16 protein-coding genes and 1 tRNA gene are annotated in these 16,293 nt (G+C 70.3%); 11 read left to right on the top strand and 6 right to left on the bottom strand.

Features of this window, described 5'->3' with window-relative positions; translation table 11 throughout:
- Window positions 1–64: 64 nt before the first annotated feature.
- The 5 genes from ACFW9D_RS14740 to ACFW9D_RS14720 all read right to left on the bottom strand — a co-directional run bounded on the left by ACFW9D_RS14740 (window position 65) and on the right by ACFW9D_RS14720 (window position 6,245).
- A complete protein-coding gene (locus tag ACFW9D_RS14740) occupies window positions 65–1,219 on the bottom strand; it encodes an aldose epimerase family protein (protein WP_384621853.1) in 1,155 nt (384 codons plus the stop codon).
- A gap of 51 nt (window positions 1,220–1,270) precedes the next feature.
- A complete protein-coding gene (gene mmsB, locus ACFW9D_RS14735) occupies window positions 1,271–2,503 on the bottom strand; it encodes a multiple monosaccharide ABC transporter permease (protein ID WP_188339113.1) in 1,233 nt (410 codons plus the stop codon).
- On the bottom strand, window positions 2,500–4,050 hold the full coding sequence (gene mmsA / locus ACFW9D_RS14730) for a multiple monosaccharide ABC transporter ATP-binding protein (protein WP_384621848.1): 1,551 nt from the start codon (window positions 4,048–4,050) through the stop codon (window positions 2,500–2,502). The genes mmsB and mmsA overlap by 4 nt, the downstream gene beginning before the upstream one ends.
- Before the next feature lie 62 nt (window positions 4,051–4,112).
- A complete protein-coding gene (chvE, locus tag ACFW9D_RS14725) occupies window positions 4,113–5,219 on the bottom strand; it encodes a multiple monosaccharide ABC transporter substrate-binding protein (RefSeq protein WP_188339115.1) in 1,107 nt (368 codons plus the stop codon).
- A 69-nt stretch (window positions 5,220–5,288) separates the two neighbouring features.
- On the bottom strand, window positions 5,289–6,245 hold the full coding sequence (locus ACFW9D_RS14720; RefSeq protein ID WP_384621845.1) for a hypothetical protein: 957 nt from the start codon (window positions 6,243–6,245) through the stop codon (window positions 5,289–5,291).
- A gap of 304 nt (window positions 6,246–6,549) precedes the next feature.
- Here ACFW9D_RS14720 and ACFW9D_RS14715 point away from each other — a divergent pair, with 304 nt between their 5' ends.
- The 7 genes from ACFW9D_RS14715 (at window position 6,550) to ACFW9D_RS14685 (ending at window position 11,074) form a co-directional block, all read left to right on the top strand.
- A complete protein-coding gene (locus tag ACFW9D_RS14715; protein WP_384621842.1) occupies window positions 6,550–6,960 on the top strand; it encodes a nucleoside deaminase in 411 nt (136 codons plus the stop codon).
- Window positions 6,961–6,970: 10 nt separating this feature from the next.
- Window positions 6,971–7,055: transfer RNA gene (locus ACFW9D_RS14710), tRNA-Ser, on the top strand.
- A 379-nt stretch (window positions 7,056–7,434) separates the two neighbouring features.
- Window positions 7,435–7,608, top strand: coding sequence for a hypothetical protein (locus tag ACFW9D_RS14705; RefSeq protein ID WP_188337853.1), 174 nt, complete (start codon window positions 7,435–7,437; stop codon window positions 7,606–7,608).
- A gap of 52 nt (window positions 7,609–7,660) precedes the next feature.
- Window positions 7,661–7,954 carry a Dabb family protein gene (locus ACFW9D_RS14700; protein WP_188337854.1) on the top strand — a complete coding sequence of 98 codons (294 nt, stop codon included), beginning with the start codon at window positions 7,661–7,663 and terminating at the stop codon, window positions 7,952–7,954.
- A 215-nt stretch (window positions 7,955–8,169) separates the two neighbouring features.
- Complete coding sequence (locus ACFW9D_RS14695) at window positions 8,170–8,994, top strand: RNA polymerase sigma factor SigF (protein ID WP_188337855.1); 825 nt, start codon at window positions 8,170–8,172, stop codon at window positions 8,992–8,994.
- 246 nt (window positions 8,995–9,240) lie between these two features.
- On the top strand, window positions 9,241–10,170 hold the full coding sequence (locus ACFW9D_RS14690; protein WP_188337856.1) for an RNA polymerase sigma factor SigF: 930 nt from the start codon (window positions 9,241–9,243) through the stop codon (window positions 10,168–10,170).
- Between the two features lie 109 nt (window positions 10,171–10,279).
- The gene (locus tag ACFW9D_RS14685) at window positions 10,280–11,074 is read left to right on the top strand and encodes a hypothetical protein (RefSeq protein WP_384621837.1); all 795 of its coding nucleotides are present in this window, start codon (window positions 10,280–10,282) and stop codon (window positions 11,072–11,074) included.
- 31 nt (window positions 11,075–11,105) lie between these two features.
- On the opposite strand, the gene ACFW9D_RS14680 is transcribed toward ACFW9D_RS14685, so the two are convergent.
- On the bottom strand, window positions 11,106–11,315 hold the full coding sequence (locus ACFW9D_RS14680) for a hypothetical protein (RefSeq protein ID WP_384621834.1): 210 nt from the start codon (window positions 11,313–11,315) through the stop codon (window positions 11,106–11,108).
- A gap of 198 nt (window positions 11,316–11,513) precedes the next feature.
- Here ACFW9D_RS14680 and ACFW9D_RS14675 point away from each other — a divergent pair, with 198 nt between their 5' ends.
- From ACFW9D_RS14675 to ACFW9D_RS14660, 4 genes are all read left to right on the top strand, one after another.
- A complete protein-coding gene (locus ACFW9D_RS14675) occupies window positions 11,514–12,020 on the top strand; it encodes a MarR family winged helix-turn-helix transcriptional regulator (RefSeq protein ID WP_188337859.1) in 507 nt (168 codons plus the stop codon).
- 19 nt (window positions 12,021–12,039) lie between these two features.
- Window positions 12,040–14,583, top strand: coding sequence for an MFS transporter (locus ACFW9D_RS14670; RefSeq protein ID WP_384621831.1), 2,544 nt, complete (start codon window positions 12,040–12,042; stop codon window positions 14,581–14,583).
- Between the two features lie 214 nt (window positions 14,584–14,797).
- On the top strand, window positions 14,798–15,616 hold the full coding sequence (locus ACFW9D_RS14665) for a YceI family protein (protein ID WP_188337861.1): 819 nt from the start codon (window positions 14,798–14,800) through the stop codon (window positions 15,614–15,616).
- 91 nt (window positions 15,617–15,707) lie between these two features.
- Window positions 15,708–16,178, top strand: coding sequence for a PPOX class F420-dependent oxidoreductase (locus ACFW9D_RS14660; RefSeq protein ID WP_384621828.1), 471 nt, complete (start codon window positions 15,708–15,710; stop codon window positions 16,176–16,178).
- Window positions 16,179–16,293 lie beyond the last annotated feature (115 nt).

Genomic DNA, 16,293 nt, shown 5'->3' with positions numbered 1-16,293 from the left:
GTCAAGCGCTCCGGCCCCGCCCGTGGTGGAAACAGGGCGGGGCCGGGGGCTCGCGGGGCGGGACTCAGGCACTGAAGGAGTGCACCGTCGTGGTCCGGTACGTCTCACCGGGACGCAGCACCGTGGACGGGAACGACGGCTGGTTCGGGGAGTCCGGGAAGTGCTGGGTCTCCAGGCAGAGCCCGTCGCCCTGCCGGTAGGTCCGGCCGGAGGGGCCGGCGAGGGTGCCGTCGAGGAAGTTGCCGGAGTAGAACTGCACGCCCGGCTGGTCGGTGGCGATCTTCAGGGTGCGGCCGGAACCCGGGTCGCGCAGCGTCGCGAAGGGCACCGGCCGGTCCGTGACGCCCTTGTCCAGAACCCAGTTGTGGTCGAAGCCCTTCGCGGTGACCAGCTGCGGGTGCGCGGTGCGGATGTCCCGGCCGACCGGCTTGGCGCGGCGGAAGTCGAAGGGCGTGCCCGCGACCTTCGCCAGCTCTCCGGTCGGGATGAGCCCGGAGTCGGTGGGTGTGAACCGGGAGGCGTCCAGGGTGAGTTCGTGGTCGTAGACGCCGCCGCTGCCCTCGCCCGCGAGGTTGTAGTAGGTGTGGTTGGTGAGGTTGACGACGGTCGCCTTGTCCGTCACCGCCGCGTAGTCGATGCGCCAGTCGCCGCGCGCGGTCAGCGTGTAGGTGACCCGCACCCGCAGCGTGCCCGGGTAGCCCATCTCGCCGTCGGGCGACGTGTAGTGGAGCCGCAGCCCCACGTCGGAGCCGGAGACGAAGCCCTCCACGTCCCAGACCCGGGTGTTGAAGCCCCTGGCGCCGCCGTGCAGGGAGTTCTCCCCGTCGTTCACGGACAGCTGGTACGTCCTGCCGTCGAGCGTGAACCGGCCCTTCGCGATGCGGTTTCCGTAGCGTCCGATCGTGGCGCCGAAGAAGGTGGTCCCGGTGACGTACCCCTCGATGTGGTCGTAGCCGAGGGACACGTTCGCGTACCGGCCGTGCCGGTCCGGGAGTTCGAGGGACTGGACGATGCCGCCGTAGGACAGAACCTTGAGACGGGTCCCGCCGTTCTCCAGGGACCAGCGGTCGATCCGTGTCCCGTCGGCGAGCCTGCCGAACTCCTCCCGCACCGGCTTTCGCCCCTGGGCGGGAGAGGCGTGCGCCGTGCCGCCGAGGGCCGTGGCGGCCACGCCGGCCGCCGCGGCCGACGCGATGACCGTTCGTCTGCTCGGTTCCATCTGTGACTCCCTTTTCTCGTGAGAAATCGTGAGGGCGTACGTGAGGGAGGCCTACGAGCCCGACCGGCGCTTGTTCCACACGTCGAAGCCGACCGCCGCCAGCAGGGCGAGGCCCTTGATGACCTGCTGCCAGTCGGTGCCGACGCTCAGCAGGTTCATGCCGTTGTTCAGGACGCCGAGGACGAGGCCGCCGATGATCGCGCCGAGGACCGTGCCGACGCCGCCGCTCATGGACGCGCCGCCGATGAACGACGAGGCGATGGCCTCGAGTTCGAAGTTCAGGCCCGCCTTCGGCGACGCCGCGTTCAGGCGCGCCGCGACCACCAGACCGGCCAGCGCCGCGAGGACGCCCATGTTCAGGAAGACCAGGAAGGTGACCTTCTTGTCCTTGACGCCGGACAGCTTCGCCGCGGGCAGGTTGCCGCCGATCGCGTAGATGTGGCGGCCGAACACGGCGTTGCGCATCACATAGCCGTAGCCGACGATCAGCGCGCCGAGGATGAGCAGCACGATCGGCGCGCCCTTGTAGCTGGCGAGCAGCAGCGTGACGACGAGGATCGCCGCGACGATCGCGACCAGCTTCAGCAGGAAGATGTTGCGCGGCAGCACCTGGAGCGAGAACTCCTGCTCCCGCCGGCGGTCGCGGACCTCCTGGAGCACCGCGAACACGATCAGGGCGAGCCCGAGCAGCAGGGTGATGTTGTGGTAGTTGGTCTCCGGGCCGGTCTCCGGGAGGAAACCGTTGCCCATCTTCTGGAGCCCGTCGGGGAACGGGCCGAGCGTCTGCCCCTTCAGCAGGATCTCCGTGAGCCCGCGGAAGAGCAGCATGCCCGCGAGCGTCACGATGAAGGAGGGGATGCCCAGTTGGGCGATGAGGAAGCCCTGAAGCGCCCCCGCCACCGCGCCGACCAGCAGGCACAGGACGAGCGCGAGCGGCCACGCCACACCGTGCTGCACCGTGAGCACGGCCGCGAACGCGCCGGTGAACGCGGTGAGCGAGCCGACCGACAGGTCGATGTGGCCCGCGATGATCACCAGCATCATGCCGATCGCGAGGATCAGGATGTAGCTGTTCTGGAGGACCAGGTTGGAGACGTTGCGCGGCAGCAGCAGGTCCCCGTCGGTCCACACGGCGAAGAGCGCGATGATCAGGCCGAGCGCGATCAGCATGCCGTACTGGCGCATGTTGCGGCGCAGGCCGTCGAGCACGAGAGGCAGCAGCCCGCCGGCCGAGGCCCCCGGCGGCGCGGCCGCCGGGCTCTTGTCGGTCACTTCGGTGCTCATCGCGTTACCTCTTTGTCCTTCGTCATCTGGCGCATCAGCACTTCCTGCGTGGCCTCGGCCCGCGCGAACTCACCGGTCAGCCGCCCGGCGGCCATGGTGTAGATCCGGTCGCACATGCCGAGCAGTTCGGGCAGTTCGGAGGAGATGAAGACGACCGCCCTGCCCTCGGCGGCCAGCCGGTCGATCACCGTGTAGATCTCGTACTTGGCGCCGACGTCGATGCCGCGCGTCGGCTCGTCGAGGATCAGCACGTCGGGCCCCGCGAAGATCCACTTGCTGAGGACGACCTTCTGCTGGTTGCCGCCCGACAACTTGCCGACCGGCTCGAACACGGTCGGCGCCTTGATGTTCATCGACGTGCGGTACTCCTCGGCGACCTGCCGCTCGTCGTGCTCGTCGACGATCCCGCGCCGGGCCACCTTGCCGAGCGCGGTCAGCGAGATGTTCCGGTTGATCGTGTCGATGAGGTTGAGGCCGTAGTGCTTGCGGTCCTCGGTGACGTACGCGATCCCGTGCCCGATCGCCTCCGCGACGGTCCGCGTACGGATCTCCCGGCCGTCCTTGAGGACGGTGCCGCTCGCGTGCCGCCCGTACGAGCGGCCGAACACGCTCATCGCGAGCTCGGTGCGGCCCGCGCCCATCAGCCCGGCGATCCCGACGATCTCCCCGCGCCGCACCCGCACCGACACGTCGTCGACGACCTTGCGCTGCTGGTCGATCGGGTGGTGCACGGTCCAGTCGCGGATCTCCAGGGCGGGCGGGACCCCCTCCTCGGGCTGGTGCGGGGTGCGTTCGGGGAAGCGGTGGTCGAGATCGCGCCCGACCATGCCCGAGATGATCCGGTCCTCGGTCGTCCCCGGGTCCTTGACGTCGAGCGTCTCGATGGACCGGCCGTCGCGGATGATCGTCACCGAGTCGGCGACCCGGCGGATCTCGCCCAGCTTGTGGGAGATGATGATCGAGGTGATGCCCTGCTGCTTCAACTCCAGGATGAGGTCCAGGAGTTTGCCGCTGTCCTCGTCGTTGAGCGCCGCCGTCGGCTCGTCGAGGATGAGCAGCTTCACCTCCTTGGAGAGCGCCTTGGCGATCTCCACGAGCTGCTGCTTTCCGACCCCGATGTCGCACACCCGGGTCTCCGGGTGGTCGTCGAGGCCGACCCGGCGCAGCAGCGCGCTCGCGTGCCGCAGCGTCTCGCGCCAGTCGACGAGCCCGCGCCGGGCGTGCTCGTTGCCGAGGAAGATGTTCTCGGCGAGGGAGAGGAACGGCACGAGTGCCAGCTCCTGGTGGATGATGACGACGCCGTGCTGTTCGCTCGCGCGGATGTCCTTGAAGCGGCAGACCTCTCCGTCGAAGAGGATCTCGCCTCCGTACGTGCCGTGCGGGTGGACGCCGGAGAGGACCTTCATCAGGGTCGACTTGCCGGCGCCGTTCTCCCCGCAGACGGCGTGGACCTCGCCCCTGCGGACGGTCAGGCTGACGTCCGACAGCGCCTTGACGCCGGGAAAGGTCTTGACGATCGAGCGCATTTCCAGGACGGGTCCCGCCATGGTCCTGCCTTCCGGTGAGAGTGGGGTGGGGCGGTCGGGGGGTCCGGTCGGACCGCCGCGCGCTACTTGAGCTGGCCCTCGGTGTAGTAGCCGCCGTCCACCAGCACCGACTGGTAGTTCGCCTTGTCCACGCTCACCGGCTGGAGCAGATAGGCCGGGACGACCTTCGTGCCGTTGTCGTACGACTTGGTGTCGTTGACCTCGGGCTTCTTGCCCTTGAGGGCGTCGTCCACCATGTTCGTGGCGACCTCGGCGAGCTTGCGGAGGTCCTTGTAGACGGTCATCGTCTGCTGGCCCGCGATGATCGACTTCACGGAGGCCAGCTCGGCGTCCTGCCCCGTGATCACCGGGAGCGGCTTCGACGAGGAGCCGTAGTTGTCGGACTTCAGCGCCGACAGGATGCCGATCGAGATGCCGTCGTACGGGGACAGGACCGCGTCGACCTTGGCGCTCTTGTACGACTTGGTGAGGATGTCGTCCATGCGCTTCTGCGCGGTCGCGCCGTCCCAGCGCAGGGTGGTGACCTTGTTGAGCGCGGTCTGCCCGGAGCGGACGACGAGCTTCTTGTCGTCGATGTACGGCTTGAGCACGCTCATCGCGCCGTTGAAGAAGTACCGCGTGTTGTTGTCGTCGTTCGACCCGGCGAACAGCTCGATGTTGAAGGGGCCCTTGCCCTTCTTCAGGCCCAGCCGGTCGACGATGTAGTTCGCCTGCAGCTCGCCGACCTTCGCGTTGTCGAACGAGGCGTAGTAGTCGACGTTCTCCGTGCCGAGGATCAGGCGGTCGTAGGAGATGACGGGGATCTTCGCGTCGGCGGCCTGCTGCAGCACGTTGCCGAGGGACTTGTTGTCGATCGCGGCGACGATCAGCGCCTTGACGCCCTGCGTGATGAGGTTCTCGATCTGCGAGACCTGCTGGTCGGGGTCGTCCTCGCCGAAGACGAGCTTGGTCTTGTACCCCTTCGCCTTGAGGTCCTTCTCCACGTTCTTGCCGTCGGTGATCCAGCGCTCGGAGGACTTGGTCGGCATCGCGATGCCGATCGTGCCGCCCTCGGCGCCGCCCGCCTTCTCCTCGCTGCCGCCCTCGCCGCTCTGGCCGCAGGCGGTGAGGGTGAGGGCGAGGGCCGCTCCTGCGGCGGTCGCGGCGAATGCGGCTCGGCGGTGTGCCATGGTCATCATCCTTGGGTCGGGTACGGATTTCGGTCGGGGTACGGCTTCGATCGGGTAGAGCGAGGGGCGTCAGGAGGCCATGTCGAAACGCCGGAGGGAGCCGGGCAGCCGGGTGCCCAGGGGCGACATGCCGCCCCCGGCGCCGTGCCGTTCGAGCAGGTCGAGCGCGAGCCGGCCGCGCCGCACCCGCTCCCGGGCGGTGGCCAGCGTGACGTCGCGCAGATGGGCGCCGTACGGGTAGATCGAGGGCGCCTTGGCGAGGCCGAACTTCAGGTACAACGGGGCGCCGCGGCGCACCAGTTCGGCGATCTCGTACATCCGGACGTACCCGCCGAGGTCGTCCGGAGCCTCCACGTACATGTCCATCGGGGCGGCCGAGACCCGGCGGATCTCGGTCAGATGGGCCAGGGTCAGGTCGCTCGGCACGTTGAGGGAGTCGGCGCCGAGGCGCTCGTAGACGGCGTACGCGGCCGGGTTCACGGGGCCGATGAGCGCGGACACCTTGAGCGTGGTGTCGGCGGGGATCACGCCCGTCGTACGGGCCCGGTGCAGGGTCCACAGCACGCCCTCGTCCGCGACGAGCAGGCACTTCACACCCAGTTCGGTGGCGCGGACGGCGTCCTCGACGCAGCCGGCGACGGCGTCGTGGCCCCGGGAGCGCAGACCCGCGCCGCCCGAGTCGGTGCGCACGGAACCGCCGGTGTCCCAGGTGCCGCGGGGGCCGGTGAACAGGCAGAGCTCGATGCCGCGTGCGGCGGTCGCCTCGGCCATCTCGGTGATCTCGGCGTCCCGCAGCATCCAGACGCCGCTGCCCTGGCTGACGCGGTGCACGGGCACGTCGAGGCGGGCCGACTCGGCCAGTACGGCGGCGAGGGCCTCCGGGCCCTCCACGGACGGTATCTCGACGCGCCAGGTGCCGCCGTCGGGGAAGGTGTGGGGGCTGGTGTCGCCGGGGTCGGCGGGTGGGGCGTGCAGGCCCAGGGCGGACAGTGCGGGTTCGCCGGGGCGGCGGGGTGTGTCGGTCACGCGGGGCCCTTCTTGTGCGGTTCGGTGTTTCCGTTGTTCGGTATCTCGAACGTGGTTCGGATCGGTGGGCGGGACGCGGGCCCGGGTGGGGCCCGCAGCCGCGGCGCGGGGCGCCCCCGCTAGGGGCGCAGCAGCACCTTGCCCACCTTCGGATCGCCGGAGACGGTCAGGTCCATCGCCTTCTCGAAGCCGTCCAGGGGGAGTTCATGGGTCACCAGGGGGCGGGGGCCGGGGCCTCCCGCGGCGGCCCCGCCGCCCGCGGGGGGCCCGGGCGGCGGCGGGGCCGCCCCGGCCGGCCGGTGACGTGCCGGTCGGCGCCGTCGTACTGGCGCCGGACGGCACCACCGTGCTGGCCGTCGCGCACAACGAGCGCGAGCTGACCGGCGACCCCACCGCGCACGCCGAGGTCCTGGCGATCCGCCGGGCCGCCGAGGCGTTCGGCGAGTGGCGGCTGACCGGCTGCACCCTCGTCGTCACGCTGGAGCCGTGCACGATGTGCGCGGGCGCCATCGTGCAGTCCCGTCTCGACCGGGTCGTCTACGGAGCCCGTGACGAGAAGGCCGGCGCGGCCGGTTCGCTGTGGGACGTGATCCGCGACCGGCGCCTCAACCACCGCCCCGAGGTCATCGCGGACGTGCTCGCCGAGGAGTGCGCACAGCCCCTGATCCACTTCTTCAGGGATACGGATTTCAGACCTCGGCCATCTTTGGGCTAGAGTTCCTCTCGGTAGCGTGTCCGAGCGGCCGAAGGAGCTCGCCTCGAAAGCGAGTGTGGCGCAAGTCACCGAGGGTTCAAATCCCTCCGCTACCGCTGACAACGCCCCCTCTTCCCGGGTTCTCCCAGGAAGAGGGGGCGTTCTGCATCTCCGCGCACCAAGGAAAAAGCAGGTCGGGGGGTGCGGCATCGGGGGGACAAGCCGCTCCCCCCGGTGAGGACGATCCCCGTAGCCCGCGCCGCTTTCTCGGGGGGAAAGCGCGGCGCGGACCCCGCAGTCGGGGCTCGTCCCTGCCCTTCGGATTCCTGCCAGACCCTCCGGGCTCGTCATCCATCCTGCGCCACCGGATCCGCCCGCGAGCGCGGCAAACGGCCCGTACCGCAGGGCCGTTGGTCCTTAAAGGCCGGGTGAACAGATGTCCGGGATACACTCGCCGCCGGCGATCAGGGGCTACAGGTACAGGGGAGGCCGAGCGTGGTGCAGGCGAAAAAGGTGGGTCTGTACGTCGCGGTGGTCTTCGTCCTCTACGTGGTCATCACGGACCCCGCCAAGGCCGCGGACTACGTCCAGATAGGCTTCGAGGGCATATCCTCCGCCGCCCAGGCGGTCGGTGACTTCATGACATGGGTCGCCAACGGCGGCCAGTGAGTTCATCCACGCGTGCGTCCCGCGCGCGCGTACGGCACCGCCTGGAGCACCTGTGATCCGCCATCTGGTCCTCTTCAAGCTCAACGACGGCGTCAGCCGCGACGAACCCCGCGTGGCCGAGGGCGTGAAGGCCTTCCGCGCGCTGGGCGAGCAGATCCCCGAGCTGCGCTTCTGGGAGTGCGACTGGAACATCACCGACCGGCCGATCGCGTACGACTTCGCGATCAACTCGGCGGTCGACGACGCCGACGCCCTCAAGCGCTACCTGGAGCACCCGGCCCACCAGGCGGGCGTGGCGCAGTGGCGCGAGTTCGCCACTTGGGTGATCGCCGACTACGAGTTCTGAGCCGGCCGGGGCCGCCGTGCGGCGGCCTCCTCTCGCACGACCGAACGGCCCTTCACCGGGAACGGTGAGGGGCCTTTCCATGTCCGGCGCCAGGTTTAACACCCCAACTCACCCTTCAACACGTAGTGATGCGGTGCTTGCACACAGTGCACATGTCTTGTGATGCTATGACCGCTTTTGACCGATGAGTTGACGCAAACAGTTGACGGATAGAGGTGGGGTTGACCGTGCCGGCCAGTACTGCGCCTCAGGCGCCGCAAGCACCGACCGCGAAGACCCGCGGGGCCGACACCCGAGCGCTCACCCAGGTGCTGTTCGCCGAACTCAAGGACCTGCCGCCGGGCAGCCCCGAGCACACCCGCGTGCGCTCGGCGCTCGTCGAGGCGAACCTGCCGCTCGTGCGGTACGCGGCGGCCCGCTTCCGCAGCCGCAACGAGCCGATGGAGGACGTCGTCCAGGTCGGCACGATCGGGCTCATCAACGCCATCGACCGGTTCGACCCGGACCGGGGCGTCCAGTTCCCCACCTTCGCGATGCCGACCGTCGTCGGCGAGATCAAGCGCTACTTCCGCGACAACGTGCGGACCGTGCACGTGCCCCGGCGCCTGCACGAACTGTGGGTGCAGGTCACCAGCGCCACCGAGGACCTCACCACCGCCTTCGGGCGCTCGCCCACGACCGGCGAGATCGCCGAGCGCCTGCGCATCGGCGAGGACGAGGTGCTCGCCTGCATCGAGGCCGGACGCTCGTACCACGCGACCTCGCTGGAGGCCGCACAGGAGGGCGACGGGATGCCCGGGCTGCTCGACCGGCTCGGCTACGAGGACCCCGAACTCGACGGCGTGGAACACCGCGACCTCGTCCGGCACCTCCTCGTCCAGCTCCCCGAGCGCGAGCAGCGGATCCTTCTCCTGCGCTACTACTCGAACTTGACGCAGTCTCAGATCAGCGCCGAACTCGGTGTCTCGCAGATGCATGTGTCAAGGCTCCTCGCGCGTAGTTTTGCGCGACTTCGATCCGCAAACAGGATCGACGCATAGCTGAATCGGGTAGACCGCTTCGGCGGAGATTTCTCGACAGAAACCCCTCCAACTTCGGCCACACCCCCTGTTATCAGCGCGTTTTCGCCCCATCCATGTCGACATGTCACTACAGCGCGTTGCCGACATGTGACATTCTGCTGGAACCGCGTTTGGCGCGGCCTCCCCTCCGGTATTCAGGTGGAGGCTGCGCTCCTAAATGACGGGAGCGCCCGCCGCGACCGTCCGCGACCTCAAGGGGGTGGCATGTCCGCAGACCAGGGCAGCTCGAAGGTGCTCACGCTCACGCCCGACGCGTCCGTCGCGTCCGGCGACCTGAGCGAGTCCGCGACCGCCGCGCTGATCGACACTCCGCCCGCTCCTGCCCCGGCCGCCGTGCCGGCCCAGGCTCCGGAGAGCCCTGAGGCGTCGGGGCCCCTCGACACCCGCACCCTGTCCCGCTCCCTGTTCCTGCGCCTGGCCACCCTCGACGAGCACAGCCCCGAGCGGGGTTACGTGCGCGACACCCTCATCGAGCTGAACCTGCCGCTGGTGCGCTACGCGGCGGCCCGCTTCCGCAGCCGCAACGAGCCGATGGAGGACATCGTCCAGGTCGGCACGATCGGCCTGATCAAGGCGATCGACCGCTTCGACTGCGAGCGGGGCGTGGAGTTCCCGACCTTCGCGATGCCGACCGTGGTCGGCGAGATCAAGCGCTTCTTCCGGGACACCTCCTGGTCGGTGCGGGTGCCGCGCCGGCTCCAGGAGCTGCGGCTCGCGCTGACGAAGGCGAGCGACGAGCTCTCCCAGAAGCTGGACCGCTCGCCGACCGTCCCGGAGCTCGCCGCCGTGCTCGGCGTCTCCGAGGAGGACGTCGTCGACGGCCTGGCGGTGGGGAACGCGTACACGGCGTCCTCCCTCGACTCGCCGGCCCCCGAGGACGACGGCGGCGAGGGCTCCCTCGCCGACCGCCTCGGGTACGAGGACACGGCCCTGGAGGGCGTCGAGTACCGGGAGTCGCTCAAGCCGCTGCTGGCCAAGCTGCCGCCGCGCGAGCGCCGCATCATCATGCTCCGCTTCTTCGGGAACATGACGCAGTCCCAGATCGGCGAGGAGGTCGGCATCTCGCAGATGCACGTCTCCCGGCTGCTCACCCGCACGCTCGCCCAGCTCAGGGAAGGCCTGATCGCCGACTGACCCCGCGGCCCCGCGCCGGGATTCCCGTCGCGGGGTTCCTAATTGACGACCCGTCAGACACACTGGCGCGATGGTGCGCGCATGGGTGCGAGGTCGTAGAGGGGCGACTGTGGCGGCTGCTTCGGTCGCCGCCGTCTGCCTGGGAGGAACCGCCGCGTTCACACTCGGCGGTGACGCTCCACGGGCCGGCTATGTGGCGGTGGGCGCGGCGGGCGGCCCCGCCGGCGCCTCGGTCCGCGGCACGGCTCCCCGCGGCAAGGTCGAACTGGTCCCGCTGGACCCACCCGGCCCGTCCGGCGCGGCCCGGGACGCGGACGGCTCCGCCGGATCCGCGTCCGGCGGCGGTTCGGGCGGCTCCGGGGACGGCGGACCGGCAGCGCCGGGCGCCCCGGACGGAGGCGGCGCGGCGGGCGGCGAAGGCTCGGCATCGCCGGGCGCGCACACTCCGGGGGCCGGTGGCACAGGCTCCGGATCGGGCTCGGGTTCCGGCAGCGGCACGGGTACAGGATCAGGTACGGGCAGCGGTACGGGTACGAGCCCGGGCGCGCCCGGTACGCCGACGCCGGATCCCTCGGACGAGCCGTCCACTGGCGGCCCCGCGCTGCTCAAGCTCGTCGGCGATCCCGAACTCGACGACACCGACCGGCGCTGGTGCCAGGACGTCACCCTGACGCTGCTCAACTCCGGCGGCAGCGCGGTCCGTTCGGGCACTGTGACCTTCGAGACGCACATCATCGGCGCGCTCGGGGTCGACTGGGCCACGATCGAGAACACGGAGAAGCTCCCCGTGCCGATCGAGGCCGGGGAGAAGAAGGAGAAGACGTGGAAGGTGTGCGTCGACTCCTGGCGCGTACCGCTGGGCATGCACCTGGAGACGCGCGACGTCACCGTGGACGCCGGCTGAGCCCCGGGAACCGGAGCTCACGCAGCCGGCACTAGCCGAGCGCCAGCCACGCGACCGCCGCGATCACCGCGACGGCGACCACGATGCCGATGATCAGGCCCGCACCGGGGCCGGACTTCGCCGGGGCCGCCTGCCGGGCCGCGCCCTGGGGCTGCTCGTCGACGAATGCGCGGAACATCTGGGTGCTGCCCGCCGGGTCGTAGTTGCCTTCGGGGCCCGGGCCCTGGGGGTTGTGTGCCATGGGGCAGGACCCTAGCGAATCGGCGCGACAGGCGCCACAGCCTGCACAAACGCCACTTGAGCTGCAGCTTTACCCCTTCACACTTCCCCTTTGCCGTGATTTTAGGCTTCCGCACCCCCATTTCGTTTGCCTGCGGCAACCAACTGCTTCTATGGTTGCCCTAAGCAACGAATAAGGTTTTGGTCAGGAGGAGCAGCTGTGGCCGCACAGCGTCGTTACGACGAGCTCACGCGACAGTTCAGCGCCTTCGGCGCCGTCAAGCGGGACATGGCGCGCATCCTGCCGCACGACTGCCCGGCCGGCACCGCCGCCGTGCTCACCCTGCTCTCGCGCTACGGCGCCATGCGGATGAGCCGCATGGCCGAGCTGCTCGCCGTCGACGTGTCGGTCGCCAGCCGGCACGTCGCGCACGCCGCCGACCGCGGCTGGATCGAGCGGAACGCCGACCCGGCCGACAAGCGCTCGCGCATCCTCAGCCTCACCGACATGGGCTCGAAGCAGCTGGAAGTGCTCAACGAGCGCACCACTCAGCTGCTCGCCGACCGGCTGAGCGACTGGTCCGACGACGAGGTCGACCAGTTGATCACCCTCATGACCCGGCTGCGCGACAGCTTCGGCGACTGCCGGACCACGGGCTCCGCACGAGCCCACGTCCCGGCCGCCGACGCCGTCCCGGCGCAGTCCCCCACCCGTACACCCGCATAGACGTAAGAAAAGGAATCCCATGGCAACATCCACACCGGCCGGTGTGCGGGGCAGCCATGCCAAGCACGGAGGCGCCGCCCCCGACTCCGGCGCTCCGATGACGCACCGTCAGATCATGGAGGCGCTGTCCGGGCTGCTGCTCGGCATGTTCGCCGCCATCATCTCCTCGACGATCGTCTCCAACGCGCTGCCGGAGATCATCGGCGACCTGGGCGGCGGCCAGTCCGCCTACACCTGGGTCGTCACCGCCTCGCTGCTCGCTATGACCGCCACCACGCCCCTGTGGGGCAAGATGGCCGACCTCGTCAGCAAGAAGGCCCTCGTCCAGATAGCCCTCGTCGTCTACGTCGTGGGCTCCGTCATCGCCGGTCTCGCGCAGAACCCGGGGATGCTGATCAGCGCCCGCGCCATCCAGGGCATCGGCGCCGGCGGTCTGTCCGCCCTGGCGCAGATCATCATGGCCGCGATGATCTCCCCGCGTGAGCGTGGCCGTTACTCCGGCTACCTGGGCGCCACCTTCGCCGTCGCGACCGTCGGCGGTCCGCTGCTCGGCGGCGTCATCACCGACACCTCGTGGCTCGGCTGGCGCTGGTGCCTGTACGTCGGTGTGCCCTTCGCGCTGATCGCGCTGTTCGTGCTGCAGAAGACGCTGCACCTCCCGGTGGTCAAGCGGAAGGTCAAGGTCGACTGGGCCGGCGCCTTCTTCGTCACCGCGGCCGTCTGCCTGCTGCTCGTCTGGGTCACCTTCGCCGACGACAAGTACGACTGGCTGTCGTGGCAGACCTACTCGATGGTCGGCGGCGCGCTCGTCCTGGCGCTGGTCTTCCTGTTCGTCGAGTCCAAGGCCAGCGAGCCGATCATCCCGCTGCGCCTGTTCAAGAACCGCACGATCACGCTGGCCTCGCTGGCCTCGCTGCTCGTGGGTGTCGCGATGTTCGCCGGCACCGTGTTCTTCTCGCAGTACTTCCAGCTCGCCCGGGACAAGTCGCCGACGATGTCCGGCGTCATGACGATCCCGATGATCGCGGGTCTGTTCGTCTCCTCCACCGTGTCCGGCCAGGTCATCACCAAGACCGGCAAGTGGAAGGCGTGGCTGGTCTCCGGCGGCGTCCTGCTGACCGCGGGTCTCGGCCTGCTCGGCACGATGCGCTACGACACCCCGTACTGGCACCTCGCCATCTTCATGGCGCTGATGGGCCTCGGCGTCGGCATGATGATGCAGAACCTCGTGCTCTGCACCCAGAACCAGGTCGCCCCCCAGGACCTCGGTTCCGCCTCCTCCGTCGTGACCTTCTTCCGGTCCCTCGGTGGCGCGATCGGCGTCTCCGCGCTCGGCTCCGTGATGACCACGCGTATCTCGCACTACGCGAAGGACACCATCGGCCAGCTCGACCCGCAGGCGCAGGCCGCGGCCGGCAAGGCCGCCGGTTCCGGTCAGATCCCGGACATGGACCTGCTGCCCGCCCCGGTCCGCAACTGGCTGGAGAGCGCGTACGGGCACGGCATCGCCGACATCTTCCTGTACGTCGCCCCGATCGCCCTGCTGGCGTTCATCGTGACGCTCTTCATCAAGGAGGTTCCGCTGCGTACGTCCGGTGCCCTCGAGCAGGCCGCCCAGGGCGAGTCCGCCCCGGCCCCCGCCGCCGCGGCTTCCGCCCCGGTCGCCCCGGCCGCCGAGGAGAAGGTGCCCAGCCTGGTCGCCGCCTCCTCCGCTCCCGTCGCCGACACGCAGACGCAGCAGCTCGCCGCGGTGGCCTCGGTCGCCGGTGACGCTCCGGCGCAGGCCGCCGGTGCGACGGGCGGCGGCACCCCGGTCCGCGGTTTCGTCCGCGGCGCCGAGTCCGCCCCGGTCGCCCGCGCCGCGGTCACGCTGATCTCCCTCGGCGGACGGCAGCTGGGCCGCGCGGTCGCCCAGGGCGACGGTGCCTACGCGGTCGACGCCCCCGGCGCCGGTTCGTACGTGCTGATCGCCTCGGCCGACGGCTACCAGCCGCAGGCCTCCACGGTGGTCGTCGGCGAGGAGCCCGTCACGTACGACATCCTCCTCAGCGGCACCAGCGGTCTCAGCGGTGTCGTCAAGGCGGCCGAGACCAAGGCCCCGGTCACCGGCGCCATGGTCATCGTCACGGACGTGCGCGGTGACGTGCTCGCCACCGGACTGTCCGGCCAGGAGGGCGAGTTCACCTTCGCCGAGCTGGTGCCCGGCACGGTGACCGTCGCGGTGAACGCCGCGGGCCACCGTCCGATGGCGCTGCCCGTCGAGGTCGGAGGCACGGGCGTCACCCGGGTCGAGATCGAGCTGAACTCCGGCTCGCAGGTGCAGGGCACGGTGCGCGCCGGGGGCCGGACGCTGAACGACGCCCGGGTCACGCTGATCGACGCCGCGGGCAACGTGGTCGCGACCTCGACCACCGGTGAGGACGGCGCGTACGCCTTCACCGACCTGGACGGCGGCGACTACACGGTCATCGCGACCGGGTACCCGCCGGTGGCCACGCACCTCTCGGTGCAGGGCAGTGGCGTCGACGGCCACGACATCGAACTCGCCCACCCGGGCGAGTAGCGAGACCCCGGGCCACCTGAAGGCCGGCGCGCGCTTCGAGCGGAGACGCGCGCCGTGCCGGCCCGGATGTGGGAAAGGGGCCCCGGACGGTGCGGCGTCGTTGAACGGCAGGGGACGGCCGGAGACGCCACGGTCCGGGGCCCTTTCCCGTGCGGGAGACGACCGACTCCCGCACGGAGGCGAGAACGTGAGCTTGAGCTAGGAGATGTGAACGATGGGACTCAGTGCGCGGATCCGTACGCGGGACGGGTGGGCTCTGCCGCACGCCGTCGTCACCGTGACCGACATGACCGGTGCGCAGGTGCTGCGGGCCGAGGCCGACGACGAGGGCGCCGTGCACGACGCGAGCCCGCTGACGCCCGGCCCGTACACCGTGATCGTCACCGCCGTGGGGTACGCGCCGGCCGCCTCCACCGCGCTGGTGACGGCCACGGGGCGGGCCGAGGTCGGCACCGTCGTCCTGGCCCGGCAGGGCGGCGCCGAGCTGCCGCCGCCCGGCCCGTGGACCGTCGACCCCGCGCACTCCACGGTCGCGGCGACCGCGCAGCACCTCGGGATCACGTCCGTGCACGGGCGGTTCACGGACTTCGGCGCGCGCGTCGAGATCGCGCAGGACGTCGAGAAGTCGCGGGTCGAGGCCGTCATCAAGGCCGCGTCCATCGACACCGGCAACGGCATGCGGGACGGTCACCTCAAGTCGCCGGACTTCCTGGACGTCGAGGCGTACCCGGAGATCACGTACCGGTCGACGGGGCTGGAGCCCGCCGGGACCGATCGCTGGACCGTGCACGGGGAGCTGACCATGCGCGGGGTCTCGCGGCCGGTCGACCTGGAGCTCAGCTATCTCGGTACCGGGGCCGATCCGTGGGGTGGCACCCGGGCCGCGTTCAAGGCGACCGCCGAGCTCAAGCGGGAGGACTTCGCCATGAACTACAACCAGGTCGTGCAGGCCGGCATCGCGGCCATCGGTGCGACCCTGAAGGTCGAACTCGACATCCAGGCCGTCCAGGGCGACACCCTCCCCGCCGCCTGATCCGGGCCCTTCCCTGTCGGCCCCGCGCCCCCTCGCTCGCGGTCGGGCGTGCGCCGGGGTTCGAGCGCCCTCCAGGTCATACGGTGGCCGTATGGCTTCGAACATCGCGTCCAATGACCGGGTCAGCCGCGACGAGCTGCTCGACTTCGTGCGGCCCCGGCACCGGGCCCTGCTCATCACCGCCCGCGCCGACGGCAGCCCGCAGGCCTCCCCGCTGACCTGTGGGGTCGACGACTCGAGGCGGATCGTCGTGTCCACCTATCCCGAGCGGGCCAAGACCCGTAACGCGAAGCGGAATCCGCGGGTCAGCGTCGTCGTGCTGAGCGACGACTGGAACGGGCCCTGGGTGCAGATCGACGGCACGGCGGAGGTGATCGACGCACCCGAGTCCGTCGAGCCGCTCGTGGAGTACTTCCGGAACATCTCGGGCGAGCACCCGGACTGGGACGAGTACCGGGCCGCCATGGTGAAGCAGGGGAAGTCCCTCATCCGGGTCACGCCGGAGCGCTGGGGCCCGGTGGCCACCGGAGGCTTCCCGGCCCGGCTGGCACAGCAGGACTAGGCCGTGTCTTCAAACTCCCGCCTGCTCCACGGCGCCTGGCACGTACTCTCGCCGCACCGGGCGAAGACCCAAGTAGCTCCGCTACGAGGGCCTGCGCCCGGCACACCGAGAGCAC

The organism is Streptomyces sp. NPDC059524, assembly GCF_042749255.1.
GTDB lineage: Bacteria > Actinomycetota > Actinomycetes > Streptomycetales > Streptomycetaceae > Streptomyces > Streptomyces xanthii.
The sequence above is the reverse complement of the archived record's forward strand: the minus strand, read 5'-3'. Positions and strand labels throughout refer to the sequence as shown.

Excerpts from the sequence above, each read along its gene's own strand:
- ACFW9D_RS14660 (WP_384621828.1), top strand. The coding sequence starts at position 15,708 with ATGGCTTCGAACATCGCGTCCAATGACCGGGTCAGCCGCGACGAGCTG.
- ACFW9D_RS14680 (WP_384621834.1), bottom strand. The coding sequence starts at position 11,315 with ATGGCACACAACCCCCAGGGCCCGGGCCCCGAAGGCAACTACGACCCG.
- chvE (WP_188339115.1), bottom strand. The coding sequence starts at position 5,219 with ATGGCACACCGCCGAGCCGCATTCGCCGCGACCGCCGCAGGAGCGGCC.
- ACFW9D_RS14670 (WP_384621831.1), top strand. The coding sequence starts at position 12,040 with ATGGCAACATCCACACCGGCCGGTGTGCGGGGCAGCCATGCCAAGCAC.
- mmsA (WP_384621848.1), bottom strand. The coding sequence starts at position 4,050 with ATGGCGGGACCCGTCCTGGAAATGCGCTCGATCGTCAAGACCTTTCCC.
- ACFW9D_RS14690 (WP_188337856.1), top strand. The coding sequence starts at position 9,241 with ATGTCCGCAGACCAGGGCAGCTCGAAGGTGCTCACGCTCACGCCCGAC.
- ACFW9D_RS14740 (WP_384621853.1), bottom strand. The coding sequence starts at position 1,219 with ATGGAACCGAGCAGACGAACGGTCATCGCGTCGGCCGCGGCGGCCGGC.
- mmsB (WP_188339113.1), bottom strand. The coding sequence starts at position 2,503 with ATGAGCACCGAAGTGACCGACAAGAGCCCGGCGGCCGCGCCGCCGGGG.
- ACFW9D_RS14665 (WP_188337861.1), top strand. The coding sequence starts at position 14,798 with ATGGGACTCAGTGCGCGGATCCGTACGCGGGACGGGTGGGCTCTGCCG.